General features: G+C 71.8%; 25 protein-coding genes and 1 pseudogene. 13 read left to right on the forward strand and 13 right to left on the reverse strand.

The features are described from left to right. Nucleotides 1-18: 18 nt before the first annotated feature. Nucleotides 19-2,424 carry an MMPL family transporter gene (locus tag QF030_RS26050; RefSeq protein ID WP_307167695.1) on the forward strand — a complete coding sequence of 802 codons (2,406 nt, stop codon included), beginning with the start codon at nt 19-21 and terminating at the stop codon, nt 2,422-2,424. A gap of 1 nt (nt 2,425) precedes the next feature. On the opposite strand, the gene QF030_RS26055 is transcribed toward QF030_RS26050, so the two are convergent. The 4 genes from QF030_RS26055 to QF030_RS26070 form a co-directional block, all read right to left on the reverse strand. Next, nucleotides 2,426-3,259: a TetR/AcrR family transcriptional regulator gene (locus tag QF030_RS26055; protein ID WP_307165033.1), complete on the reverse strand. Its 834-nt coding sequence runs from the start codon at nt 3,257-3,259 to the stop codon at nt 2,426-2,428. A 10-nt stretch (nt 3,260-3,269) separates the two neighbouring features. Next, a complete protein-coding gene (locus QF030_RS26060) occupies nt 3,270-3,779 on the reverse strand; it encodes a thiol-disulfide oxidoreductase DCC family protein (RefSeq protein WP_307167696.1) in 510 nt (169 codons plus the stop codon). Between the two features lie 5 nt (nt 3,780-3,784). Continuing rightward, a complete protein-coding gene (locus tag QF030_RS26065; RefSeq protein WP_307165034.1) occupies nt 3,785-4,201 on the reverse strand; it encodes a hypothetical protein in 417 nt (138 codons plus the stop codon). A 116-nt stretch (nt 4,202-4,317) separates the two neighbouring features. Then, a complete protein-coding gene (locus QF030_RS26070) occupies nt 4,318-4,725 on the reverse strand; it encodes a VOC family protein (protein WP_307165035.1) in 408 nt (135 codons plus the stop codon). 194 nt (nt 4,726-4,919) lie between these two features. Here QF030_RS26070 and QF030_RS26075 point away from each other — a divergent pair, with 194 nt between their 5' ends. The 3 genes from QF030_RS26075 (at nt 4,920) to QF030_RS26085 (ending at nt 6,323) form a co-directional block, all read left to right on the forward strand. Then, nucleotides 4,920-5,414, forward strand: a complete 495-nt coding sequence (locus QF030_RS26075) for a TM2 domain-containing protein (protein WP_307167697.1) — start codon at nt 4,920-4,922, stop codon at nt 5,412-5,414. Next, nucleotides 5,407-5,826, forward strand: a complete 420-nt coding sequence (locus QF030_RS26080; RefSeq protein WP_307165036.1) for a DUF2752 domain-containing protein — start codon at nt 5,407-5,409, stop codon at nt 5,824-5,826. The genes QF030_RS26075 and QF030_RS26080 overlap by 8 nt, the downstream gene beginning before the upstream one ends. A gap of 233 nt (nt 5,827-6,059) precedes the next feature. Then, entirely contained in the window at nt 6,060-6,323 is a 264-nt protein-coding gene (locus QF030_RS26085) for a TM2 domain-containing protein (protein ID WP_062640559.1), read from the forward strand. An 84-nt stretch (nt 6,324-6,407) separates the two neighbouring features. On the opposite strand, the gene QF030_RS26090 is transcribed toward QF030_RS26085, so the two are convergent. The 5 genes from QF030_RS26090 to QF030_RS26110 all read right to left on the reverse strand — a co-directional run bounded on the left by QF030_RS26090 (nt 6,408) and on the right by QF030_RS26110 (nt 10,645). After that, nucleotides 6,408-7,187, reverse strand: coding sequence for a succinate dehydrogenase iron-sulfur subunit (locus QF030_RS26090; protein WP_307165037.1), 780 nt, complete (start codon nt 7,185-7,187; stop codon nt 6,408-6,410). Next, entirely contained in the window at nt 7,187-8,941 is a 1,755-nt protein-coding gene (gene sdhA / locus QF030_RS26095; RefSeq protein ID WP_307165038.1) for a succinate dehydrogenase flavoprotein subunit, read from the reverse strand. Before sdhA ends, QF030_RS26090 begins: the two co-directional genes overlap by 1 nt. A gap of 33 nt (nt 8,942-8,974) precedes the next feature. Continuing rightward, the gene (locus tag QF030_RS26100; protein WP_062640565.1) at nt 8,975-9,457 is read right to left on the reverse strand and encodes a succinate dehydrogenase hydrophobic membrane anchor subunit; all 483 of its coding nucleotides are present in this window, start codon (nt 9,455-9,457) and stop codon (nt 8,975-8,977) included. Nucleotides 9,458-9,462: 5 nt separating this feature from the next. Further along, nucleotides 9,463-9,843 (reverse strand): succinate dehydrogenase, cytochrome b556 subunit, encoded by a 381-nt coding sequence (gene sdhC / locus QF030_RS26105; protein ID WP_272112828.1) that lies wholly within the window; start codon nt 9,841-9,843, stop codon nt 9,463-9,465. Nucleotides 9,844-10,090: 247 nt separating this feature from the next. After that, the gene (locus tag QF030_RS26110) at nt 10,091-10,645 is read right to left on the reverse strand and encodes a 2-oxo-4-hydroxy-4-carboxy-5-ureidoimidazoline decarboxylase (protein ID WP_307165039.1); all 555 of its coding nucleotides are present in this window, start codon (nt 10,643-10,645) and stop codon (nt 10,091-10,093) included. Nucleotides 10,646-10,894: 249 nt separating this feature from the next. Here QF030_RS26110 and QF030_RS26115 point away from each other — a divergent pair, with 249 nt between their 5' ends. The 3 genes from QF030_RS26115 to QF030_RS26125 all read left to right on the forward strand — a co-directional run bounded on the left by QF030_RS26115 (nt 10,895) and on the right by QF030_RS26125 (nt 13,701). Beyond that, nucleotides 10,895-12,481: a beta-N-acetylhexosaminidase gene (locus QF030_RS26115; RefSeq protein WP_307167698.1), complete on the forward strand. Its 1,587-nt coding sequence runs from the start codon at nt 10,895-10,897 to the stop codon at nt 12,479-12,481. 154 nt (nt 12,482-12,635) lie between these two features. Continuing rightward, nucleotides 12,636-13,190 carry a hypothetical protein gene (locus QF030_RS26120; RefSeq protein WP_307165040.1) on the forward strand — a complete coding sequence of 185 codons (555 nt, stop codon included), beginning with the start codon at nt 12,636-12,638 and terminating at the stop codon, nt 13,188-13,190. 94 nt (nt 13,191-13,284) lie between these two features. Beyond that, complete coding sequence (locus tag QF030_RS26125) at nt 13,285-13,701, forward strand: hypothetical protein (RefSeq protein ID WP_307165041.1); 417 nt, start codon at nt 13,285-13,287, stop codon at nt 13,699-13,701. A 25-nt stretch (nt 13,702-13,726) separates the two neighbouring features. Here QF030_RS26125 and QF030_RS26130 read toward each other — a convergent pair whose 3' ends face one another. Both QF030_RS26130 and QF030_RS26135 read right to left on the reverse strand, forming a co-directional pair. Then, nucleotides 13,727-13,900: a DUF397 domain-containing protein gene (locus tag QF030_RS26130; RefSeq protein ID WP_307165042.1), complete on the reverse strand. Its 174-nt coding sequence runs from the start codon at nt 13,898-13,900 to the stop codon at nt 13,727-13,729. A gap of 4 nt (nt 13,901-13,904) precedes the next feature. Continuing rightward, nucleotides 13,905-14,102 (reverse strand): annotated as a pseudogene (locus QF030_RS26135) (Scr1 family TA system antitoxin-like transcriptional regulator); the annotation flags it as partial. Nucleotides 14,103-14,287: 185 nt separating this feature from the next. Here QF030_RS26135 and QF030_RS26140 point away from each other — a divergent pair. From QF030_RS26140 to QF030_RS26155, 4 genes are all read left to right on the forward strand, one after another. Next, a complete protein-coding gene (locus tag QF030_RS26140; protein WP_307165043.1) occupies nt 14,288-14,920 on the forward strand; it encodes an RNA polymerase sigma factor in 633 nt (210 codons plus the stop codon). A 94-nt stretch (nt 14,921-15,014) separates the two neighbouring features. Next, complete coding sequence (locus QF030_RS26145; protein ID WP_307165044.1) at nt 15,015-15,896, forward strand: hypothetical protein; 882 nt, start codon at nt 15,015-15,017, stop codon at nt 15,894-15,896. A 294-nt stretch (nt 15,897-16,190) separates the two neighbouring features. Then, nucleotides 16,191-16,850, forward strand: coding sequence for an RNA polymerase sigma factor (locus QF030_RS26150; protein WP_307165045.1), 660 nt, complete (start codon nt 16,191-16,193; stop codon nt 16,848-16,850). Beyond that, nucleotides 16,850-18,028, forward strand: coding sequence for a hypothetical protein (locus QF030_RS26155; RefSeq protein ID WP_307165046.1), 1,179 nt, complete (start codon nt 16,850-16,852; stop codon nt 18,026-18,028). The genes QF030_RS26150 and QF030_RS26155 overlap by 1 nt, the downstream gene beginning before the upstream one ends. Before the next feature lie 222 nt (nt 18,029-18,250). Here the strand turns inward: QF030_RS26155 and QF030_RS26160 are convergent, their stop codons facing one another. Beyond that, nucleotides 18,251-19,093 (reverse strand): L,D-transpeptidase family protein, encoded by an 843-nt coding sequence (locus QF030_RS26160; protein ID WP_307165047.1) that lies wholly within the window; start codon nt 19,091-19,093, stop codon nt 18,251-18,253. A 244-nt stretch (nt 19,094-19,337) separates the two neighbouring features. Here QF030_RS26160 and QF030_RS26165 point away from each other — a divergent pair, with 244 nt between their 5' ends. After that, nucleotides 19,338-20,918, forward strand: coding sequence for an acyl-CoA mutase large subunit family protein (locus tag QF030_RS26165; protein WP_307165048.1), 1,581 nt, complete (start codon nt 19,338-19,340; stop codon nt 20,916-20,918). A 25-nt stretch (nt 20,919-20,943) separates the two neighbouring features. On the opposite strand, the gene QF030_RS26170 is transcribed toward QF030_RS26165, so the two are convergent. Beyond that, complete coding sequence (locus tag QF030_RS26170) at nt 20,944-22,326, reverse strand: FAD-dependent monooxygenase (RefSeq protein WP_307167699.1); 1,383 nt, start codon at nt 22,324-22,326, stop codon at nt 20,944-20,946. 76 nt (nt 22,327-22,402) lie between these two features. On the opposite strand from QF030_RS26170, the gene QF030_RS26175 reads away from it, so the two are divergent. Beyond that, a complete protein-coding gene (locus tag QF030_RS26175) occupies nt 22,403-23,053 on the forward strand; it encodes a TetR/AcrR family transcriptional regulator (RefSeq protein ID WP_307165049.1) in 651 nt (216 codons plus the stop codon). Nucleotides 23,054-23,072 lie beyond the last annotated feature (19 nt).

The raw sequence follows: 23,072 nt of genomic DNA on the forward strand, positions 1-23,072 counted from the left end.
AGATTGAGCGTGGCGGCATTGGCACGCTGGTGCTATCGGCACCGGCTGGTGGTCCTGTTGCTCTGGGTGGGGGCGCTGTTCGGCCTGGGATTCTCGGCCTCGACGGCGGGTACGGACTACGCGAACGTCTTCTCCCTCCCCGACACGGACTCCAAGAAGGCGTACGACCTGATGGAGAAGGCGTTCCCGGCGAGCGCCGGCGACACCGACACCGTCGTGTGGAAGGTCGACGAGGGCTCGGTACGGGACCAGGACGTACGGTCCAGGATCCAGCCCGCGCTCGACGGGATCGCGAAGATGAAGGGCGTCGGCGGGGTCACCGGCCCGTACGCGGGGGACACGGCGGGGATCAGCGGTGACGGGCGGATCGCCTACGCCCGGATCACCTTCACCGAGCAGGCGAACGCCGTCCCGAAGGAACTCGTCCAGGACGTCGTCGACACCGCGCGGGACGCCGGGCGGGACGGCCTGGAGGTCGAGGTGGGAGGCCAGGCCGTCCAACGGGTGCAGGAACCGCCCACCGGGCTCGCCGAGATGGTCGGCCTCGCGGCGGCGGCGGTCGTCCTGTTCCTGGCCTTCGGCTCGCTCTACGCGATGCTGCTGCCGCTCGCCGTGGCGGTCTTCGGCGTCGGCATGGGCCTGTTCTCGACCCAGCTGCTGAGCCATGTCACCGACATCCCGGACCTGGCCCCGCTGCTGTCCTCGCTGATCGGCCTCGGCGTCGGCATCGACTACGCCCTGTTCATCGTGACCCGGCACCGCAAGGGCGTCCTGCGCGGCCTGGACCCGGAGGAGTCGGCTGTCACCGCCCTCAACACCTCCGGCCGGGCCGTGCTGTTCGCGGGCGGCACGGTCTGCATCGCCCTGGCCGGCATGCTGGTGACGAACCTGCGCTTCCTGGACGGCGTCGTCATCGGCACCTCACTGACGGTGGTGCTGAGCGTTCTCGCCGCGACGACGCTGCTGCCCGCGCTGCTCGGATTCCTCGGCGCGCGCGTACTGAACCGGAAGCAGCGGCGTCTGCTGGCCTCGACCGGCCCCGAGCCGGAGAAGGCGAGCGGTCCCGCCGCCCGCTGGTCGATGGGCGTGCAGCGCAGGCCGCGGACGATCGCCGCGCTCGCGCTGGTCGTCATGGCCGTCCTCGCGCTGCCCGTGCTGTCGCTCCGGCTCGGCGCCACCGACCAGGGCAACGACGATGCCTCGACGACCACCCGCAAGGCCTACGACCTGCTCGCCGAGGGATTCGGGCCGGGCTTCAACGGTCCCCTCCAGGTGGTGGTCGACGGCGGCGACGCGGCCGCCCTGGCCCAGGACATCGAACAGACGCCCGGCGTCGCCCAGGTGGCCGCGCTGCCGCCCGCGAGCGGGGTCACGGTCATCCAGGTGGTGCCCACGACCTCGCCGCAGTCCGAGCAGACCGACACCCTGATCGACCGGCTGCGCGACGACGTCATCCCGGCGGCCGGGGCCGAGGCGCACGTGGGCGGCGTCACGGCGGTCTCCAAGGACTTCGCCACCGTCACCGGCGACCGCCTGCCCCTGTTCATCGCCACCATCATCGGCCTCGGCTTCCTGCTGCTCCTGGTCGCCTTCCGCTCCCTGGTGGTGCCGCTGACGGCCGCCGTGATGAACCTGGTCGCGGCCGCGGCCTCCTTCGGTGTCCTCGTCGCCGTCTTCCAGTGGGGCTGGGGCCTGGATCTGCTCGGCCTCGGCAAGGAAGGGCCGATCAACGCCTTCCTGCCCGTCATCATGCTGTCCCTGCTCTTCGGCCTGTCCATGGACTACCAGGTCTTCCTGGTCAGCCGGATGCACGAGGAGTGGGTGCACACCAGGGACAACGCCCGTGCGGTCCGGGTGGGCCTCGCCGAGACCAGCCGCGTCATCAACTCGGCAGCCCTGATCATGGTCTGCGTCTTCCTCGCCTTCGTGCTCAGCGGTGACGCGGGCGCGGCCATGGCGGGCGTCGGCCTCGCCGCCGCGGTCGCGCTGGACGCGTTCATCCTGCGTACGGCACTGGTGCCGGCCGCGATGCACCTGCTCGGCGACTCCAACTGGTGGCTGCCCGGGTGGCTGGAGAAGCGGCTGCCGCATCTCGCGGTCGAGCCCAAGGAGGAGGCGGCGGCGCCGGCGGGGGCCGAGGCGGGCGACGGACCGGCCTCGGTCGTGCACGGCTTCGTCCGGAACACGGCGGGTGGGCCGGTCGAGAACGCGACGGTCACCCTGATGTCGCAGGGCGGACGGGAACTGGACCGCGTGACCTCCCTCGCCGACGGCTCCTACATCCTCTCCGTCCCGGCCCCGGGGACGTATCTGCTGTCGACGACCGCCGCCCCGCCCCTGCTGAGGCGCGCCCGGCAGCTGACGGTCGCGGGGGAGCCCCTGGTCTTCGACGTGGAGCTGGAGGAGGGCGCGGAGGTCGGCTGACTCAACCCGAGGAAGAGCCCGCGGGGTCCGCGGAGTCCGCCGGGCCGGGCGGGCTCTTCCTCGCGGGGTCCGGCAGGGCGTTGGTCATGCCGGGCAGGAAGTCCGTGAACAGGTCGTGGACCTCGAGGACGAGCGGCCGCAGCACCCGGAACCGGGCCAGCGCCACGCCCCGCGCGGTGAGGCGCGCCCCCCGGCCGGCCAGCCGGTAGCTGCGCTCGCGCCCTTCCGTACGGTCGTAGATCCAGTACATGACGAGACCCATCTGGGAGAGCCACATCAACTCGGGCAGCACCTCCCGCAGCTCCTGCGGGACCTTGGCCTTCGACCCCGCGAGCACCTCCTTGTGGACGGCGATGGCCTCCACGCGCGCGTGCTCCGACTCGGCGGAGAACGGACTGAGCGGGCTGTCCGGGTCGGCGGCGTTCTTGAAGAACTGGACCGCGAACTCGTGGTACGGCTCGGCCACCTCGAGCCAGACCCGCAGCACCCCCGCCAGCCGGGCCTCCAGGCCGGTCTCCCGGGACAGGACGTCCCGGACGGCCTCCCGGTGCTCGGCGGCGAGCCGGTCGTAGAAGCCCTGGATCAGGTGCTCCTTGCCGGCGAAGTAGTAGTACGCGTTGCCGACCGAGACCCCGGCCTCCTTGGCGATGGCCCGCATCGTCGTCTTGTCGTAGCCGCGCTCCTGGAACAGCCGCATCGCCGTCTCCAGGATCAGAGCGCGGGTCTGCTCGGACTTGGACGTGGGGGCGGCCTCATGGTGTTCGGTCGCGGGGGCGGCCCCATGGGGCTCGGACGGGGAAGCGGCCTCGGCGGGACCGTCGTTGTTCGCGGGCACGTACAGGAGCCTAGCCAGTGGAGCAGGCGCCGTCGGCACAGGTGGGCCGCTGGTAGCTCCAGCCCAGCCGCGGGTCGTACGACCAGCCGTCGGCACGGCGGTAGACGCCCCCGCCCCAGCCCACGGCCCGCCCGTGCCCGTCGCGCCACTTGGCGGCGGCGAGAACGGCGCTCCGCGCCAGTTTCGCCCCGGCGGGAGTGCTCAGCCGGTGGGACATCGCACGGTACTCGCGCAGCGCCCACAGAGTGACGATCCAGGCCGCGGTGCCCCGGTAGACCTGGCCGGAGTCGCCGACGACGGTGATCTCGTCGAGGGTCGCGCGGTGGTCGAGGCCGGGGAAGCGCGCGGTCGCCTCCGCGGACCCCGCCGGGACGAACTCCAGCGGCACCAGCTGCGGCTGCCGGCCGAGCCAGTCGCGCAGGAAGCCGCACAGGGGGCATCCGGCGTCGTGGAGCACGGTGAGCCGGCGGACCGGGACGCGCTGGGCGCCCCGGTCGTGGGCGGCCTGAGCGGCGGCCATCGTGCTCACGCCCCGGCGGTGGGCGCCGAAGGGGCGACCCAGCCCTGCGGCGCGACGGGCGGGACCTGCTCCCGCTCCATGACCCCGCGCCGCCGGATCCGGTTGAGGACGTACACGTTGGCCAGGTGCATCGCGCCGAGGACCAGCAGCACGACGCCGAGCTTGGTCGACAGGGCCTCGAAGATGCCGCGCGTGTCCTCGATGGTGTCGTCGCCGCTCAGGTAGAGGGCGACGAAGCCGAGGTTGAGGAGGTAGAAGCCGACCACCAGGAGGTGGTTGACGGCGTCGGCGAGCTTCTCGTTCCCCTGGAGCACGTCGGCGAGGAAGATCCGTCCGTTGCGACTGAGCGTCCTGGCCACCCAGACGGTCAGGCCGATGCTGACCACCAGGTAGACGACGTAGGCGATGACCGTGCGGTCCATGTTCCCCACCCTTTTCTTGAACGCGTTCAAAACGCTGTCGAGGGCGACTGTAGCGCTTGTTTTGAACACGTTCAACTGGATGGGTGCGGAGGGGGAGGCGTCGCCGCCCCGCCGCCCTAACGCCTCGCCAGCTCGGGCCGCTTGAGGTAGTCCGTGAACCCGATGACGTTCCCCCAGGGGTCGGCGATCTCGACGGTCCAGCCGGTGGAGGTGGAGAACGGCGGGTCCAGGGGGGTGATGCCGGCCCCGGCCAGCCGCCGGGCCGCCGCCCGCGCGTCCGGCACCTCCAGCCAGAGGCGTGGGGACGGCCACGGCGGCGGCCGGTGCCCCAGGGCCTCCTCGTGCCGGAGGAGGACCCCCGGCGTCTCGCCCCCGACCTTCAGCAGGGCGATCCCGGCCTCGTCGAACCGCAGTCCCACCGTGAAGCCGGCCCGCTCGTAGAAGCCGACCGCCTCGCCGAGGTCACCGACGGGCAGCAGGACGTTGTCGAAACCGAGCAGCTCGTACGACTGGTCATCTGACATGTCGTCAGATTAGGTGTAGGGGGCCCGAAAACCGGTCAACCGCACCCCGGTCTCCGCGTGGCGCGATTTCTGCTGCAAGATGTTCTGCATTCATCCGCACTCGTCTCATCTGCGGATGATCCGATCACCTGACCTCGGGGGAAACCGCCTTGTCCGAAACGCCGCAGCAGCCTCAGGAGCCCCAGCAGCCGCCGATGCCGCAGTCGCCCGAGCCGCCGCCGCAACCGCCGCAGCCCGGTTACGGCTACCCCGGCGCCGGCCCCCACGGCCCGCACGATGCGGGCCAGCCGGGCCAGCCGGGCCAGCCCGGTCCCGGTCCGTACGGCTACCCCCAGTCCGGTCAGCCGTACCCCGGCTATCCGGGCTACGCCCATCCCGGCTACCCGGCAGCCGGTTACCCCGCGCCCGGTTACATACCGCCCGGCACCTTCACCGGCGACCCCCAAGCCCCGTACGGGTACGACCTGATGGGCCGTCCCTACTCCGAGAAGTCGAAGATCGTCGCGGGCGTCCTCCAGCTCACCCTGGGCAGCTTCGGCGTCGGCCGGTTCTACATGGGCGATGTCGGCATCGGCCTCGCCCAGTTGTTCACCTGCGGCGGCCTGGGCATCTGGGCGCTGATCGACGGCATCATCCTGCTGGTCAGCGACGACAAGACCGACGCCAACGGGCGGATCCTGCGTGGCTGACACGGAGCGCCTCTCCGTGAGGTGTTCGGCCGCGCTGCGGCACCCGGCGGCGGCTCCCCTCGCGGTGCTCGCCGCCGGCGCGGTCGGTTCCGCGTATCTGTACGTCACCGACCCGCACCAGCCCGGCCACTGGCTTCCGCGGTGTCCTTTCCGGTTCCTCACCGGCCTGCTCTGCCCCGCCTGCGGCGGCACCCGCATGGTGTACGACCTGATGCACGGTCACTTCACGCAGGCCTGGCTCGACAACCGGGTCCTGCTGCTCGCCTCGCCGTACGCCCTCGCGATGCTGGGCCGCTGGATGTGGGCGGGTCTGCACGGCCGCGCCTGGCGTCCGAGCCTGGGGCCGAGGGCCTTGACGGTCGTCCTCGGTGTCGCGGTGGCATGGACGGTGGTCCGGAACGTAGTTGACTGATTTTGATCACGGATCAGGAACGATGGATCGTCTGTACTCCCTTTTTACCCTCTGTTTTCTCTAGTCTTACCGTTCACAGGGGGGCGTCCTGGCATGGCGGAGCCGTGCGGGGGCGTGGGTCGAGATCGGTCGACGTCGGTCGACGCGTGTGGTTCTCGCGTCGCATCCTCCTGAGATCCCCATGTCGGAGCAGGCCGCCCCGGCCTCCCGCAGTCATCCCAGGAGCAGTTCTCATGACCGTCCCCACCCCGCAGGCTCCCTACGGGGTCGACCCCCTGGGTCGTCCGTACTCCGACAAGTCCAAGATCGTCGCCGGTATCCTTCAGCTCTTCCTGGGCACGCTCGGTATCGGACGCTTCTACGTCGGGTCCGTCGGCGTGGGCGTCGCCCAGCTCCTGACCTGCGGTGGCCTCGGCATCTGGGCGCTGGTCGACGGCATCCTGTTCCTCACCAGCAACGACCGCACCGACAAGCAGGGTCGCGTCCTGCGCGGCTGACCCGGCGCGACGACACGGCGAGGGCCCCGCTCCTTCAAGGAGCGGGGCCCTCGCCGTGTCGTGGGGCTCAGCGAGCCGGGAGACTCAGAAGCGGCGCGTGATCAGCGCTCGCTTCACCTCCTGGATCGCCTTCGTGACCTCGATACCGCGCGGGCAGGCGTCCGTGCAGTTGAACGTCGTACGGCAGCGCCAGACGCCGTCCTTGTCGTTCAGGATCTCGAGGCGCTGCTCACCCGCCTCGTCACGCGAGTCGAAGATGAAGCGGTGGGCGTTCACGATCGCGGCCGGACCGAAGTACTGGCCGTCGTTCCAGAACACCGGGCAGGACGACGTGCAGGCCGCGCAGAGGATGCACTTCGTCGTGTCGTCGAACCGCTCGCGGTCCTCGGCGGTCTGGAGGCGCTCGCGCGTGGGCTCGTTGGTGTCCTTCGTGATGAGGAAGGGCATGACGTCCCGGTACGCCTGGAAGAACGGCTCCATGTCGACGACCAGGTCCTTCAGGACCGTCAGGCCCTTTATGGGCTCGACCGTGATCGGCTTCGCGGGGTTGAGGTCCTTGATCAGCGTCTTGCACGCGAGGCGGTTCTTGCCGTTGATCCGCATGGCGTCCGAACCGCAGATGCCGTGGGCGCAGGAACGCCGGAAGGTCAGCGTGCCGTCCTGGTCCCACTTGATCTTGTGGAGGGCGTCGAGGACACGCTCCTTCGGGTCGATCTCCAGCTGGAAGTCTTCCCAGACCGCCTCCGCCGAGACCTCGGAGTTGAAGCGGCGGATGCGGAAGGTGGCCGTGATGTACGGGGAGTCGGCGAAGCCGGGCTCGGGGGCGCCGGCCGCGTCCGCCTTGTCGAGAGTCGGGGTTGCCATCAGTACTTACGCTCCATCGGCTGGTAGCGGGTCTGGACGACCGGCTTGTAGTCGAGTCGGATGGACTCGGTGCCGTCGTCGCCCACCTCGCGGTACGCCATGGTGTGGCGCATGAAGTTGACGTCGTCGCGGTTCGGGTAGTCCTCGCGGTAGTGACCGCCGCGGGACTCCTTGCGGGCCAGCGCCGACACCGCCATGACCTCGGCCAGGTCGAGCAGGTTGCCCAGCTCGATGGCCTCCAGCAGGTCGGTGTTGAACCGCTTCCCCTTGTCCTGGATCGAGACGTTCCGGTAGCGCTCGCGCAGCTCGGCGAGCTTCTCGACCGCCGTCTTGATCGTCTGCTCCGTGCGGAACACCATGACGTTCGCGTCCATGGTCTCCTGCAGTTCGCGGCGCAGTTCCGCCACCCGCTCGGTGCCGGTGGACGCGCGCAGGTGCTCCACCTGGTCGATCACCTGCTGGGCGGGGTTCTCCGGCAGCTCGACGTACTCCGCCTTCTGCGAGTACTCGGCGGCGGCGATGCCGGCCCGCTTGCCGAACACGTTGATGTCCAGCAGCGAGTTCGTGCCCAGACGGTTGGCGCCGTGCACCGAGACACAGGCGACCTCGCCGGCCGCGTACAGGCCCGGGACGACCGTCGTGTTGTCGCTGAGGACCTCACCCTGGACGTTCGTCGGGATGCCGCCCATCGCGTAGTGCGCGGTGGGCTGGATCGGGATCGGGTCCGTGTACGGCTCGATGCCGAGGTACGTGCGCGCGAACTCCGTGATGTCCGGGAGCTTCGCGTCCAGCTGCTCCGGCGGGAGGTGGGTGAGGTCCAGGTAGACGTGGTCGCCCTCGGGGCCGCAACCGCGGCCTTCCCGGATCTCCGTGTAGATCGAGCGGGACACGACGTCACGCGAGGCGAGGTCCTTCATGACCGGCGCGTACTTCTCCATGAAGCGCTCGCCGTCCTTGTTGCGGAGGATGCCGCCCTCACCGCGGGCGCCCTCCGTCAGCAGGATGCCCATGCGCCAGATGCCGGTCGGGTGGAACTGGAAGAACTCCATGTCCTCCAGCGGCAGCCCGCGCCGGTACACGGCCGCCTGGCCGTCACCCGTCAGCGTGTGCGCGTTGGAGGTCACCTTGAAGAACTTGCCGGTGCCGCCGGAGGCGTAGATCACGGCCTTCGCCTGGAAGACGTGGATCTCGCCGGTCGCCAGCTCGTACGCGACCACGCCCGCGGACCGCTTGACCCCGTCGACCTCGGTGATCAGCTGGTCGAGGACGTAGAACTCGTTGTAGAACTCCACGCCCTCCTTCACGCAGTTCTGGTACAGCGTCTGGAGGATCATGTGACCGGTGCGGTCGGCCGCGTAGCAGGAGCGGCGGACCGGGGCCTCGCCGTGGTTGCGGCTGTGACCGCCGAAGCGGCGCTGGTCGATCGTGCCGTCGGGCGTCCGGTTGAACGGCAGGCCCATCTTCTCCAGGTCGAGGACGGAGTCGATGGCCTCCTTCGCCAGGATCTCGGCGGCGTCCTGGTCGACCAGGTAGTCACCGCCCTTGACCGTGTCGAAGGTGTGCCACTCCCAGTTGTCCTCCTCCACGTTGGCCAGCGCGGCGGCCATGCCGCCCTGCGCTGCGCCCGTGTGGGAGCGGGTGGGGTAGAGCTTGGTCAGCACGGCGGTGCGGCTGCGCTTCGTCGACTCGATCGCGGCGCGCATACCGGCGCCACCTGCGCCGACGATGACTGTGTCGTACTTGTGGATCTTCATGAGTGTGTCTCTCAGTCCCTCGGTCCCGTGCGCCTAGCGGATGTTCGGGTCGAAGGTGAAGATCACCAGCGTGCCCAGCAGGATGGTGAACACCGCGGCGGTGTAGAGCAGGCCCTTCAGCCACAGCCGGGTGTTCGCGCGCTCGGCGTAGTCGTTGATGACCGTGCGCAGGCCGTTCGTCCCGTGCAGCATGGCGAGCCACAGCATCAGCAGGTCCCAGACCTGCCAGAACGGGGAGGCCCAGCGGCCGGCCACGAAGGCGAAGCCGATCTTGGAGACCCCGCCGTCCAGGACGAGCTGGATCAGCAGGTGGCCCAGGACCAGGACGACCAGTACGACGCCGGACAGGCGCATGAAGAGCCAGGCGCCCATCTCGAAGTTGCCCCGGGTGGACCGGGGGGTCTTCTTGGTGCGCTGGCGCGGGGCCTCGATGAGGGGCGCGGGGTTGTCCACGTCGTAGACGGAGCCGCCCTCGACGGGGCCGATCCCGGCCGCGGTGGTTTCAGTGGTGGCCATCGGTCTCAGCTCCCGAACAGTTCACGAGCGGCGTGGCCGAGTACGGGGTAGATCGCCCCGAGCATCAGCACCAGCCACAGGCCGACGACGCTCCAGAGCATCTGCTTCTGGTAGCGCGGGCCCTTCGACCAGAAGTCGACGGCGATGACGCGCAGGCCGTTGAGCGCGTGGAAGAGGATGGCGGCCACGAGGCCGTACTCCAGCAGCGCCACGACCGGCGTCTTGTAGGTGGCTACGACCTTGTCGTAGTCCTCGGGGGAGACACGCACGAGCGCGGTGTCCAGCACGTGAACGAACAGGAAGAAGAAGATGAGGACGCCGGTGACTCGATGAGCCACCCAGGACCACATTCCTTCCCGGCCGCGGTACAGCGTTCCAGCCGGCACGGAAGAACCCTCCGGGAGCGGGGATTGGGGCCTGCCGGCTTGGGGTGTCGGACGGGCCCGGCCGGGTACGGTCCACCGGCCCCCAGCATCGTAGCCAGCCGTGGGCGCTCGGCTTACAGGGGGCCTACCGGTGTGATCAAACTGGCACGCGTATGGGTGAGCGCCGGAGGCATCCGGGGTGGTTTGGGCGGTTGTGTGCCGTCTGTGATCCGTCGTGACCGGTCCGGCCGGGGGCGGACCGCTGAGGTCAGAGCCCCGCAGCCCTGATCGAGCCGGTCAGCCGCTGCCTCGCCAGGCGGCGCAGCTCCTCCGCCGCGATCACCCGCTCGTCCTCCGGATCGTTTGTCAATCGTGACCGGATGCCTTCCAGGACGCGGTCCGGGGCCTCGTCCGCCGGGACGCCGTCGAGGCAGATGACGAACGCGTGTCCGAATCGGGCCTCGTAGGCGGCGTGGGCCGCGTCCAGCGCCATGTGCGCCGCTCCGTACGCGTCCTCCGGCAGGCCGGGCAGGGACTCCGCCGCCAGGGCCTCCGCCAGATCGCCGGGGCTCAGGTCGTACGCGGCCTCGTCGGAGGCCGCCAGCAGGGCGTCGAGCGTCGGGTACGGCCGGTGGTCGGCGATGCGACGGGCCCAGCGGAGGCTGCGGAGGCAGGCGAGGAGGAGGCGGTGCGCCTCGTCGGCGGGGGCGGTGTTGAAACCGCCGAGCGGGGGTGCGGGTGAGGTCCGGGACTGCGCCGGTATGGCGAGGCGGCCGGAGAGAGGGGAGAGACGGTGCGCAGGCAGCGTGGATCCTCGCGTCACGTGTGATGTGGCAGGGGATGCAGTGAAAGGTGTGTCGATACGTTATCGATAGCGGTCAGGGCGTGTCTGACCGATGCCTGAATTTCACTCGAACGAGAGAGTTTCGGAACGTGTCGTGGACTCCGTCACGTCGGGCTCGACGCGCTTCGGGCGGCCGGGGGTCGTACGGTTGGCGGAGTGAGCAGGCACAGGCATCGGCGCCGGGCGCCGCAGAGGAAGCCGCACCAGCAGGTCGCGGTGCGGGCAGTCGTGGCGGGCGGGCTGGTCGCCGCGCTCGGCGTCGGGGTCGGCGTGTGGGCCTCCTCGGACGACGACACGACACCGGCCGGATCGGCCGCCTCCCGGCAGGCCGCCGCCAGGACGCCCGCCGCCGCCGCGCAGGCCGCGACCCCGACGCCCAGCCGCTCCTACGCCCTCTCCACCACCCCTCGCACCATCCCCGCCGTCAGCGCCCACACCCCGGCGCGCGGCCCGGGGTGGAAGCCGCAGTCCACGCGCCGGGTGGTGGTGAGCGACGCCGGCCTCGCCGACGAGGGGCGGCTCGTCGCCGGCGAGCTGGGGCTGACGTACGCCGGGGAGAAGGACGACGTACGCGCCGGAGACCTGCGGCTGGCGCTCAACGACGACGAGGGCGCGAACCCGGAGTCGTACACCATGACCGTGCGCGGCGGACGGGTCACCATCAGCGCGCCCTCCGACGCCGGTGTCTTCTACGGCACCCGCACCCTCAAGCAGGAGGTGCACGGCGGCGGGACCGCGCCGGAGGGCGTCGTCCGCGACCAGCCCGCCAAGCCGCAGCGCGGGTTCACGCTGGACATCGCGCGCAAGCACTTCACCGCCGCCTGGATCGAGGACCGGGTGCGCGAGCTCGGCGACCTGAAGTACAACCAGCTAGGTCTGCACTTCTCCGACGACCAGGCCTTCCGGATCGAGTCCGACAGCCACCCGGAGATCGTCTCGGCCCAGCACCTCAGCAAGGCCGAGGTGAAGAAGATCGTCGACCTCGCGGCGAGCCGGCACATCACCGTCGTGCCCGAGATCGACTCGCCCGGGCACCTGGGCGCCGTCCTCGCCGCCCACCCCGAGCTCCAGCTGCGCAACGCGAGCGGGGTGGCGACCCGCGGGGCGATCGACATCTCCAAGGACGACTCCGCGGACCTCCTCGACGACCTGCTGGACGAGTACGCCGACGTCTTCCCCGGCGCCTACTGGCATCTCGGCGGTGACGAGTACCAGGCCCTGACGGTCTCCAGCCCGGCGGCCTCCTACCCGCAGCTCGCCGCCGCCGCGACGGCCCGGTACGGCTCCGGCGCCGGCGTCGCCGACCTCACCACCGGCTGGCTCAACGACCGCGCCGACACCGTGCGCGCCCACGACCGCACGCTGCGGGTGTGGAACGACGGCTTCTTCCGCGGCACGTCCGTCAAGCCGGCCTCCGACCTCGTGGTCGCCTACTGGACGGGCAAGGAGATCGGGGCGCGGCCGCCCGTGGACTACCTGAGCGCGGGTCGCAGGATGCTCAACTACAACGACGAGTACCTGTACTACGTCCTCGGCGAACCGAACGACTTCGTCTACCCCACCGGGCAGCGGATCTACCAGCAGTGGACCCCGCGGGTGCTGCGCGGCACCACGCCGGTCGCCGCGAAGTACGACGCCCAGATCCTCGGCGGCTCCTTCTCGGTCTGGTGCGACCTCGCGAACTCGCAGACGCAGGACCAGATCGCGGCCGGGATCCGGATGCCGCTGCGGGCCACCTCGCAGAAACTGTGGGACGCCGGGACGCCACCGCTGACCTGGACGCAGTTCAAGGCCCTGGCGGACCGGCTCGGTTGAGCGCCGCGGGGCAGTGCGGCGACCGCCGCGTCCGTTCGTCCCCGGGTCCGCTCCCGCTTGGCCGAAAAAGCCTCCTGTGACACTCCTGACCCGTCGCACGCAGTAAGGGGAAGTGCGGGCTCCGTAAGATCGGTGCCCTGGCGAGGAGGCGTGCATGAGCCTGGTGGGACTGATCGCTCAGGCCGACGAGCGCGGACTGGCTGCCAGTGGGCTGGCTTGTTTGGATCGGTGCATACCCCTGCTCGGGGGCGCCGACGACCTCCTGCGGCCGTTGTGGGGGAACCTCACGGAGGCCTCCGACGCCGCCGACTGGGGCGAGCTGCTGGGACAGGTGCGCGGCAAGCTGGCGTCGGCCGCCGAGGAGGGCGACGAGGCGGAGCTCCTGGCCCGCCGGATGCTGGCCGCCGCTCCCGACGACCGCTGCGCCGCCGGCATACGGCTCTGGGCCGACGCCTGCTCCGTCGCCTCGCTCCGGATCCACCGTCTCCTCGACCCCGCCGCGGACACCTCCCCGGTCGACTCCTGCCGGGAAGGCGGCACGGAGGGCATGTCACCCCTCGTCACCGCCGAACTGCGCCGCCAGGTCACCGTCCTGGAAGTGCTCGCCGGTCACGGCGCGGGCGGACTGCGCCGGGCCCTCGAAGTGTCCACGGAAGGCCGCCGGGTGCTGCGCGCGGTGGTAAATCGGCGGGCTCGTGGACGTAAGTGAGCGGGGTGCGGGGGAGGTGGGTCGGTCCTGCACCGGTCTCGCGAAGGCCCCGGATACGAGTGACACAACCCGCGCCGACCTCGCTCTTCCAAGTGTGACGCGAAGGACGACCGACCAGACCGACCAGACCGGCCAGCCGCCCCGCCCCTCCGCCGCCGCGAAACCCGTGCGCTGGGCGGCGGAGGCGGTGGCCGCCGCGCCCGACGGCATCCGGCCCCATCTCGACCACTCCGCGCAGAGCCTGTGGCGTGTCGACCGCATGATCGAGGAGCTGCGGCGCGAGGGCTCGCCGTACACCGCCGTGGAGCACGTGCTGCGCGGACTCGGCGCCTACGCCGGCGAGGTGATCGTCCGGCAGACCGGCGCGGAGTGGTGGGGCTCCGCCGGCGATCACTGGGTCCGCACCCCCGACGGCCGCCTCTGGGAACCCCTCGACGAGTCCCGCCGCTGCTTCGGCGGCCACGGATCCCTGCGGCTGCTGTGCCGGGACGCGATGCGGGGGCGGCGGTAACCGCACCCTCGGCGCCCCGGTCCGCTCAGCGCCGCTTGAGCCCGTCGAGGAACGCGACGAACGTGTCCGCCGGGAAGCTGAGGGTGGCTCGGTCGGGGGCCTTGGAATCGCGGATGGCTATATGGGGGTGATGGTGGGCGACTTCGACGCAGGCATCGCCCTGACCGCCGCCGGAGTAGGAAGACTTCTTCCAGGTCAATGCGTTACAGCTCCTTCGCCAGCCGATGGATGAAGGCACGCGAACGCTCGGGCTCGAGTGACACTGCTTCTACCCTACGAAAGAGTGTTCGGTAGCGGCTGAGTTGTGCCTCGGTGTCGATGAACACGGGGCCGTTCGGTCCGTCGCGCACCACGGTGTCCAGTTTGGACACGGGGCCACCCGCGTACACCATGGCGCTTCCGTGTGGTGCGAGCTGGCCGCGGCCTGAGGGCGGCGGCGCCGCGCGGGCCCGGTGGTGCATTCGTCCGCTGTGACACTTCTGCGCGGCCCGGCGCTGATGACCTTGAGGGCGTGGCCGTGTTCGGACCCGGGGTCCGGCGGGGGGAGTCGCGTGCCGGAACGGACTCCGCACGAACGAGGACAGTCTTGGGCCAGGGAGGGGAACCGCGGCGCGCGCAGGCGTACGACCGGGAACTGGGCGCGGCCGTGACGCTGGCCCAGGACGGTGACGAGGCCGCGTTCGCCGTCGCGTACCGGATCGTGCAGCCGGGACTGCTCGGCTACCTGCGCGGGATCGTCGGCGACGACGCCGAGGACGTGGCCTCCGACGCCTGGCTGGAGATCGCCCGCGACCTGGGGCGGTTCAAGGGCGACGGCGCGGGGTTCCGCGGCTGGACCGCGACCATCGCCCGGCACCGGGCCCTCGACCATCTGCGCCGGCTGCGGGTCCGGCCGCGGTCGGCGGTGCTGGACCAGGACGTCGTCCTCGACCTGGCCGGCCCCTCCAGCACCCACGACGAGGCGCTGGAGTCGCTCTCCACCGAGCACGCCCTGGAACTGGTCCGCGGGCTGCCGCGCGACCAGGCCGAGGCGGTGCTGCTGCGGGTGGTCGTGGGGCTGGACGGACCCGCCGCGGCCCGCGTGCTCGGCAAGCGCCCCGGCGCCGTCCGTACGGCGGCGCACCGGGGCCTGAAGCGGCTGGCCCGCCAGCTCGACGCCGCGGGTGTGGCCGAAGGTGTGACGGATGGCGGCCCCCGAACGCTGGGGGAGTCGACATGAACGGCGAGGGCTGCGAACCGTATGGATCAGTGGCGGGCCCGGCCACCAGGTCGCACGGCCTGACCGGACGGACGGGACAGAGGCGGAAACGGACATGGGTGAACGGCTGAACGACGGTGCGGGCCACAGCCGTCGGCGCGCACACCCCGCGGACACCGCTGCCGAGGACGAAGCCGCCGCCTACGCGCCGGGGGCCGCGGGACCTCCGTCGGCGGTGCTGCTCGTCCGGGCCCTGCGCATGCCGCGGGGTCCGCGAGGGCCCGGCGACCGCCCGGAGGCGATGCAGGACGCCGGCAGCGACGGCGAGCGGAGGGCCGTCGCCGCCTTCCGGGCCGCCCGCGACGCGGGCGCGCACCAGGCCCGTACCCGGCGCCGGGACGACTGGCGGCCCCGGGTCCGGCGGCACACGGCCCGTTCGCTGCGGGCCACGCTCTCCGTGCTGGTCGCCGGCCTCGCGCTGGGCGGGGTCGGGTTCGCCGCCGTCGCGTCCTCCACGGGCGGTGTCGCCGAGGGCGCGGGCCGTCCCGTACCGGCGGCGACCGCGACCGGGGCCCGGCCCGCCGACACCGCTTCCGCGAGCCCGCGGCCGGACGCCTCCGCGGGCCGGGACCGCCCGGTGGGCGCCGAGGACACCGACGCGCACTGCCGTGCCTACGAGAAGGTCCGTGGGCGGGGCAGGGCGATGGACTCCACCGCCTGGCAACGCCTGGTGACCGCGGCGGGCGGCGCGGCGAACGTCACGGCGTACTGCACGACAGAGCTGGAGGCAGAGGGAGCGGCGGCCGTTTCCGCATCCGCGTCGGCAGGGGGCGGACCGAAGACCGCCAAGAGCCCGAAGGCCGACGGGACTCCGAAGGCCGGCGGGTCGCAGAAGACCGAGGCGACCGCCAAGGCCGGGAAGACACCCAAGGCCGGCAAGAGCGCCAAGGCCGCCACGAGCGCCAAGGCCGCCACGAGCGGGGCCGAGGGCCGGTAACCGGTTGCCGCCAAAGCAACGGCCGAGGCCGCCACCCCCCACAGGAGAGGCCCCGGCCGTCGCGCGGCACGGGCCGCGCGGCGGCCCGTACTCCCTACAGCGCCATGGATGCGTTTTCTGTCACACCCCGACCGCACCCGCTCGCGTCACGAGTTAGTTGCATGTTCTACGGACATGGACGTGCGGCTGTTTCAGGTCGTAACGTGCCTTTCGCGCCGGACGGCCAAGCGGCAGACCACCGCAAACGACCTGCGGTCCAGAAAACCGCGCACCATCGACCGAGGAAACCACGACGTGGGGGACGACGCGGAGCTGACAGCCGCGGTGCTCGCGGCACAGGACGGGGACGAGACCGCGTTCCGGACTGTGTACCGCACGGTGCACCCGCGGCTGCTCGGGTACGTACGCACGCTCGTCGGCGACCCCGACGCCGAGGACGTGTCCTCCGAGGCCTGGCTCCAGATAGCCCGGGACCTGGACCGCTTCAGCGGCGACGCGGACCGCTTCCGTGGCTGGGCCGCCCGGATCGCCCGCAACCGCGCGCTGGACCACATACGGATGCGCGGCCGGCGCCCGGCGACGGTCGCCGACGAGACGGAACTGACGGCCCGCCCCGCCGAGTCCGACACCGCGGGCGAGGCCATGGAGGCACTGGCCACCGGCCGCACCCTCGGACTCATCGCCCGGCTGCCGCAGGACCAGGCCGAGGCCGTCGTGCTGCGGGTGGTCATGGGCCTGGACGCCAAGACGGCCGCCGAGACGCTCGGCAAACGACCCGGTGCGGTGCGCACGGCCGCGCACCGCGGCCTGAAGAAGCTCGCGGAACTGCTCGGTGAGGATCCCGAGACGGCCGGTGTGCTCGACGCGCTGCCGTCTCAGCGAGAACCGCGCTCGCGCGCGGTGACGTCCGCCGGTGTGACGCATATGCGCGCGCGGACGCAGAAGGACATGTGATGGCCGACAAGCAGGACAGGTGGCTCGATCGCGAAACGGCGGAGCGTCTGCTGCGCGGTGAGTCACCCGACAACGCTGTCGGCGCCGCGGCCGGGGAAGAGGCCCAGCGGCTCGCCCGGACCCTCGCCGCGCTGGCCGCGCTCTCCGCGCCCGCCGCCGAGACCCTGCCCGCCGACGAGGAACTGCCCGGCGAGGCCGCCGCCCTGGCCGCCTTCCGCAAGGCCCACGCGGACCGCGCCGACCTCGCGGGCCGTGCCGGTCTCGCGGCTCTCGCCGGCCTCGCCACGGGTCCCGCCGGACTCGGCGGTGGGACGACGGACGCCGCCACCGGCCGGCCGCGTGTCCCGCACGCCGCCGACGCGGGACTGGTGCGTATCGGCGGTCGTGTCCCGGAAGCCGGGCGTCCGGCCCGGTGGAGCCGGCCCGTACGGCTGGGGCTGGCCGCCGCGCTCGCCGCCGGGATGGTGGGCGGGGTCGCGGCCGGGACCGGTGTCCTGCCGACCCCGTTCGACGGCGCCGAACCCGCCCGTCCCGCGGCCTCCGTCCCGGCCCCCGTGCCCCCGGACGACCGCTCGCTCGCCACACCCGCGCCCGACGCCCCGGGCGGCGACGAGGACCCGGCGGCCCCGGACGGCGGCGCGGGTGCCACCGGCCGCGAGGACACCGGGGACGGAAAGGCGGGCGGCGCCCCCTCGGCCGCCCCGGACCCCCGGGACACCTGGCCGGCCGGCGTGACCTCGTCCTGCCGCGACCTGAGCGCCGGGCGCGCCCTGGACACCGAGCGCCGCCAGTCCCTGGAGCAACTCGCGGGCGGCCCGACGCGCGTGCCGAAGTACTGCGCGGGCGTCCTCGACGGCACCGCCGCCGGAAACTCCCGGGGCGACGACCGCAACCCGAACGGCACCACCGGCCGGGACACCGGAAAGAACCAGAGCGACCGCGGAGGCCGTGGCGGCGGCGCCACGGGCGACAGGTCCGGTTCGGGCGACAAGGGCGGCTCCGACGACGACGGCGACGGCGACGGGGGCCGTGGTCGCGACGGTGACCGTGACCGGGGGCGTGGACACGGCGGCCGTGGCGGAGGTCATGGCGGCGGCCACGAGGGCGACGGCCGGGCCGGCCGCGGCTCGGGCCACTCGGCCCACTCCGGTGGAAATTCGTCCGATCACCACCACTGACCTGCGCTTTTCGCGAGTCCCCGAAATTCTTTCGCCGAGGGTGTGACGTTTTCGGCGGCCGGCGCGCAGTAAGAAGTGAGCCGACTGGTCATCGGCCCTTGCACAGAGCCGGGGTTCCCCCCGTACTTCCGGCTCGTGCGCTCGGCGCGGGCGGGACACGTTCCCCCGGTCCCGCTCGCGCCCCGAACACCTCCCGCCCTCACCCGGCTCGCGCCGCCGCGCTCACCAGGACACGACGACCTTGTCGCCGTTCCTCACCTGTGCGAACACACTCGCGATCGCCGTCTCGTCCCGCACGTTGACGCATCCGTGCGAGGCCCCCGCGTAGCCGCGGGCGGCGAAGTCGGCCGAGTAGTGCACCGCCTGCCCGCCGCTGAAGAACATCGCGTACGGCATCGGCGAGTGGTAGAGCGTGGACACATGGTCGCGGGACTTCCAGTAGACGTGGAACACGCCCTCCCGGGTGGGCGTGTACTGCGAGCCGAAGCGGACCGGCACCGTCGTCAGGGTCCGCCCTTCGACCATCCAGCGCAGGGTCCGGGTCGTCTTATCGATGCACAGCACCCGTCCGGACCGGCACCGGGGATCGGGCGCGGCGGCTGGCTGACCGCCCATCAGGTACAGCTCCCACTCCCCGGGTTCGTGCGTCATCGCCAGCAGCCGCCGCCAGGTGACGGCGTCCGTCCTCCCGGTCGCCGGCAGCCCGCGCTTGTCCTGGAAGCCCTTCACCGCCTCCTCGGTGCGCTCGCCGTACGTTCCCGTGGGCCCCTCGAAGAGCCAGGCGACCTGGCGCAGCCGGGCCTGGAGCTCGCGGACGTCGCGCCCCTCGTCGCCCCGGGACCACAGGACCGCGGGAGGCGGGGCGCCGGTGGCCGGTGCGCTCGGCTTGTCGTCGGTGGTGGCCCGGGCCGGTGCCGACGCCGGCGCCGACGCCGTCCGGCCGACGCCGGCAGGGGCGGGCGAGCGTGCCGCTCCGTCCGCTCCCGGGGCCCGCGCACTGCATCCGCACACCGTCACCAGAGCCGCCGTGCCGGTCAGGACGGCGATCGATCTCCGCATCCGCATGCCTGGGATGTTCCCCCGGGATGACGTCTCGCGAACGGAGCGGCATCGTGGTGACCGGCGGCCGCGAACAGTCTGTGAGGAAGGTCCCAGCGTGGCCCTCTCCACCGGGTACGCGCGCCCCGATACAGTCCGTCGGACGGTCGGACCGTACTGACGGGTAACCGATAGCACGGTCGGCAGGCGACCGGTAGGTGACCCGAGTGGTCGAAGCAGCGGGTATAGCTCAGCGGGAGGCATCACACCCATGACGCGTGAGTCGGAGTCCGGACTGCCCATCGAGCCGGTCTACGGGCCGGAGGACCTGGCCGGCTGGGACCCGGCCGGGCAGCTGGGAGAGCCGGGCAAGTACCCCTTCACCCGGGGCGTCTACCCGTCGATGTACACCGGCCGCCCCTGGACCATGCGCCAGTACGCGGGCTTCGGCACGGCGGTGGAGTCCAACGCCCGCTACAAGCAGCTGATCGCCAACGGCACGATGGGCCTGTCGGTCGCCTTCGACCTGCCCACCCAGATGGGCCACGACTCGGACGCCCCGATCGCGAGCGGCGAGGTCGGCAAGGTGGGCGTGGCCATCGACTCGGTCGAGGACATGCGGGTGCTGTTCGGCGGGATCCCGCTGGACAAGGTGTCGACGTCGATGACGATCAACGCCCCGGCGGCCCTGCTGCTGCTCATGTACCAGCTGGTCGGCGAGGAGCAGGGCGTCCCGGCCGACCGGCTCACCGGCACGATCCAGAACGACGTGCTGAAGGAGTACATCGCGCGGGGCACGTACATCTTCCCGCCGAAGCCCTCGCTCCGGCTGATCGCCGACATCTTCAAGTACTGCAAGGCCGAGATCCCGAAGTGGAACACGATCTCGATCTCCGGCTACCACATGGCGGAGGCGGGCGCGTCCCCGGCGCAGGAGATCGCCTTCACCCTGGCGGACGGTATCGAGTACGTCCGTACGGCGGTGGCGGCGGGCATGGACGTCGACGACTTCGCGCCCCGCCTGTCCTTCTTCTTCGTGGCCCGTACGACCATCCTCGAAGAGGTCGCGAAGTTCCGCGCCGCGCGCCGGATCTGGGCGCGGGTGATGCGGGAGGAGTTCTGCGCGAAGAACCCCAAGTCGCTGATGCTGCGCTTCCACACGCAGACGGCCGGCGTCCAGCTGACGGCCCAGCAGCCGGAGGTGAACCTGGTCCGGGTCGCCGTCCAGGGCCTGGCCGCGGTCCTCGGCGGCACCCAGTCCCTGCACACGAACTCCTTCGACGAGGCGATCGCGCTGCCCACGGACAAGAGCGCGCGCCTCGCCCTGCGCACCCAGCAGGTGCTGGCCTACGAGACGGACGTGACCGCGACCGTCGACCCCTTCGCGGGCTCCTACGTCGTCGAGAGGATGACCGACGACGTCGAGGCGGCGGCCGTCGAGCTGATGAAGAAGGTCGAGGACCTCGGTGGCGCGGTCGCCGCCATCGAGCACGGCTTCCAGAAGTCGGAGATCGAGCGCTCCGCCTACCGGATCGCTCAGGAGACGGACTCCGGCGAGCGGGTCGTGGTCGGCGTCAACCGCTACCAGCTCGACACGGAGGAGCCCTACGAGCCACTCCGCGTCGACCCGGCCATCGAGGCCCAGCAGGCCGAGCGCCTCGCGAAACTGCGGGCCGGGCGCGACCGGGCGGCGGTGGACGCGGCCCTGGACGCCCTGAAGAAGGCCGCCGAGGGCGAGGACAACGTCCTGTACCCGATGAAGGACGCGCTGCGGGCCCGGGCGACGGTGGGCGAGGTGTGCAACGCCCTCCGGGAGGTCTGGGGGACGTACGTGCCGTCGGACGCCTTCTGAGCCGGGCGGTTCCCCCGAGGGGCGATCAAGGGCGGAACGCGTCCGTTCCCGGCCTCCTCGACGGCGACGACCCGTCGAGGCCGACCCGTGCGCGGTACGCCCCGAGACCGTCCTGCGTGGCGCCCGCCCAGCCCACATAGCCGTCCGGGCGGACCAGGAACACCCCGTCCGCCAGGGTCAGCAGGGTCCAGTCCGGGCCCCTGAGCCGGTCGAAGAGACGGACGCCGTCGACCGTCAGGTCCGGGAAGCGGTCGCCGGCGGCCGGCGGACCGGGGTTCTCCCGGGTCTCCTCGCTCAGTGACGATCGCCGGTAGTCAAGGCCCAGTTGCCGGGTCGACGCACCGCGCCTCGCCTCGTCCCGGTGGATCGCGGTGGAGATGCCGAGTACGTGCTCGGCGACGGGGCGGCGCTCCTCCTCGTAGGTGTCCAGCAGGGCTTCCGGCGCCCGGCCGCTCAGCACCGCACCCAGCTTCCAGCCCAGGTTGTACGCGTCCTGGACGCTGGTGTTCAGGCCCTGACCGCCGGCCGGGGAGTGGACGTGCGCCGCGTCGCCGGCCAGGAAGACCCGTCCCTCGCGGAAGCGGTCCGCCAGGGCGGCGCGCGGGCGGAAGTCGGACGACCAGAGCACCTCCGTCACCGCCTCGGGCGCGAGGTGGGTGCGCGCGGCGACGAGCTTGCGGACGCCGTCCGGGGACAGATCCGGATCCGTCCCCTCGGGGAGCCGCGCCACCAGCTGGAAATGGTCCGTCCCGGCCAGCGGGCACAGCGCCAGGAAGCCCGAGTCCGGCCCGCTCGGCGGGAACAGGTGCCACCATGTCCGGTCCAGGCCGGGAATCCGCACGTCTGCCACCAGGGCCGCGTCCGGGTCGAGTGTCTCGCCCCTCATCTCGATGCCGAGCGCACGGCGCACCGCCGAGCGGCCGCCGTCCGCGGCGACGGCGTACCGGGCGCGGACCGGCCCGCCGGAGCGGAAGTGCGCCGTCACCCCCTCGGTGTCCTGCTCGAGCCGCAGAACCTCACGGCCGAAGGCCACGGTCCCGCCCAGCTCCGTCAGCCGTGCCAGCAGGATCTCCTGGTTGCGCCACTGCGGGACCATCCAGGGGACGGTGAAGCGGCAGCCCTCCTCGCCGTCCTCCATCGGGTCGAACATCGCGTGCTCGCCGACCTGCTCGCCGTCCGCCCAGACCATGCCCACCGGGTAGGGGCCGCCCGCGGCGAGGATGTGGTCGAGGACGCCGAGATCCTCGTAGACCTCCATCGTGCGCGGTTGGAGGCCCTTGCCGCGGGAGCCGGGGGCGAGGGTCTCGCCCCGTTCCACCACCAGCGCGTCCACTCCGCGCCGGGCCAGGTCGATGCCGAGGGCGAGACCGGCGGGGCCCGCGCCGACGATCAGGACGTCCACGTCCATACGCATGGAAAACTCCTTAACGCTGTTAAGTGCTGTCGTCCACGAGAGTGGCCTTAACGGCGTTAAGCTGTCAAGTGTGAGTACCGAACGACGTGCCCCCCTCGACCGCAAGCGGGTCGCGGACACCGCGCTCAGGCTGCTCGACGAGGCGGGTCTCGACGGGCTGACCCTGCGTGCCATCGCCCGGGAGCTGGACGTGAAGGCGCCCGCCCTGTACTGGCACTTCAAGGACAAACAGGCCCTGCTGGACGAGATGGCGACCGAGATGTACCGGCGGATGGTCGCGGGGACGGCGCTCGACCCCGCCGACTCGTGGCAGGACCGGCTCCGCAAGGCCAACCACGGGCTGCGCGCGGCGCTGCTCGCCTACCGCGACGGCGCCAAGGTCTTCAGCGGCTCCCGCTTCACCGGCGCCGACCACGCCGTGCAGATGGAGGAGACCCTGCGCCTGTTCATGGCCGCCGGCTTCACCTTCGCCGACGCCGTGCGCGCCTCGTCGACCGCGTACTCGTACACCATCGGGTTCGTCACCGAGGAGCAGGGCGTGCACCCGCGGCCGGGCGAGCGGCGCGAGGGATTCGACGTGGCGGAACGCGCACGGATGCTCGCCGACTACCCGCTGTCGGCGAAGGCGGGCGCCGAGATCTTCGCGGACTACGACCGGCAGTTCGGCGAAGGGCTGGAGATCGTCGTGGCGGGCATCACCGCGCGGTACGGGGTGCGGTAGATCCAGGATCGGCGGACGG

It is taken from the genome of Streptomyces rishiriensis (genome assembly GCF_030815485.1).
In the GTDB taxonomy this organism is placed as follows: domain Bacteria; phylum Actinomycetota; class Actinomycetes; order Streptomycetales; family Streptomycetaceae; genus Streptomyces; species Streptomyces rishiriensis_A.

What these genes read in the sequence shown, in the direction of transcription:
- QF030_RS26060 (WP_307167696.1), bottom strand. Translation starts at nt 3,779, where the DNA reads ATGGCCGCCGCTCAGGCCGCCCACGACCGGGGCGCCCAGCGCGTCCCG.
- QF030_RS26155 (WP_307165046.1), top strand. Translation starts at nt 16,850, where the DNA reads ATGGCCGACAAGCAGGACAGGTGGCTCGATCGCGAAACGGCGGAGCGT.
- QF030_RS26120 (WP_307165040.1), top strand. Translation starts at nt 12,636, where the DNA reads ATGAGCCTGGTGGGACTGATCGCTCAGGCCGACGAGCGCGGACTGGCT.
- QF030_RS26070 (WP_307165035.1), bottom strand. Translation starts at nt 4,725, where the DNA reads ATGTCAGATGACCAGTCGTACGAGCTGCTCGGTTTCGACAACGTCCTG.
- QF030_RS26145 (WP_307165044.1), top strand. Translation starts at nt 15,015, where the DNA reads ATGGGTGAACGGCTGAACGACGGTGCGGGCCACAGCCGTCGGCGCGCA.
- QF030_RS26075 (WP_307167697.1), top strand. Translation starts at nt 4,920, where the DNA reads ATGCCGCAGTCGCCCGAGCCGCCGCCGCAACCGCCGCAGCCCGGTTAC.
- QF030_RS26085 (WP_062640559.1), top strand. Translation starts at nt 6,060, where the DNA reads ATGACCGTCCCCACCCCGCAGGCTCCCTACGGGGTCGACCCCCTGGGT.
- QF030_RS26170 (WP_307167699.1), bottom strand. Translation starts at nt 22,326, where the DNA reads ATGGACGTGGACGTCCTGATCGTCGGCGCGGGCCCCGCCGGTCTCGCC.
- QF030_RS26160 (WP_307165047.1), bottom strand. Translation starts at nt 19,093, where the DNA reads ATGCGGATGCGGAGATCGATCGCCGTCCTGACCGGCACGGCGGCTCTG.
- QF030_RS26090 (WP_307165037.1), bottom strand. Translation starts at nt 7,187, where the DNA reads ATGGCAACCCCGACTCTCGACAAGGCGGACGCGGCCGGCGCCCCCGAG.
- QF030_RS26165 (WP_307165048.1), top strand. Translation starts at nt 19,338, where the DNA reads ATGACGCGTGAGTCGGAGTCCGGACTGCCCATCGAGCCGGTCTACGGG.
- QF030_RS26100 (WP_062640565.1), bottom strand. Translation starts at nt 9,457, where the DNA reads ATGGCCACCACTGAAACCACCGCGGCCGGGATCGGCCCCGTCGAGGGC.
- sdhA (WP_307165038.1), bottom strand. Translation starts at nt 8,941, where the DNA reads ATGAAGATCCACAAGTACGACACAGTCATCGTCGGCGCAGGTGGCGCC.
- QF030_RS26065 (WP_307165034.1), bottom strand. Translation starts at nt 4,201, where the DNA reads ATGGACCGCACGGTCATCGCCTACGTCGTCTACCTGGTGGTCAGCATC.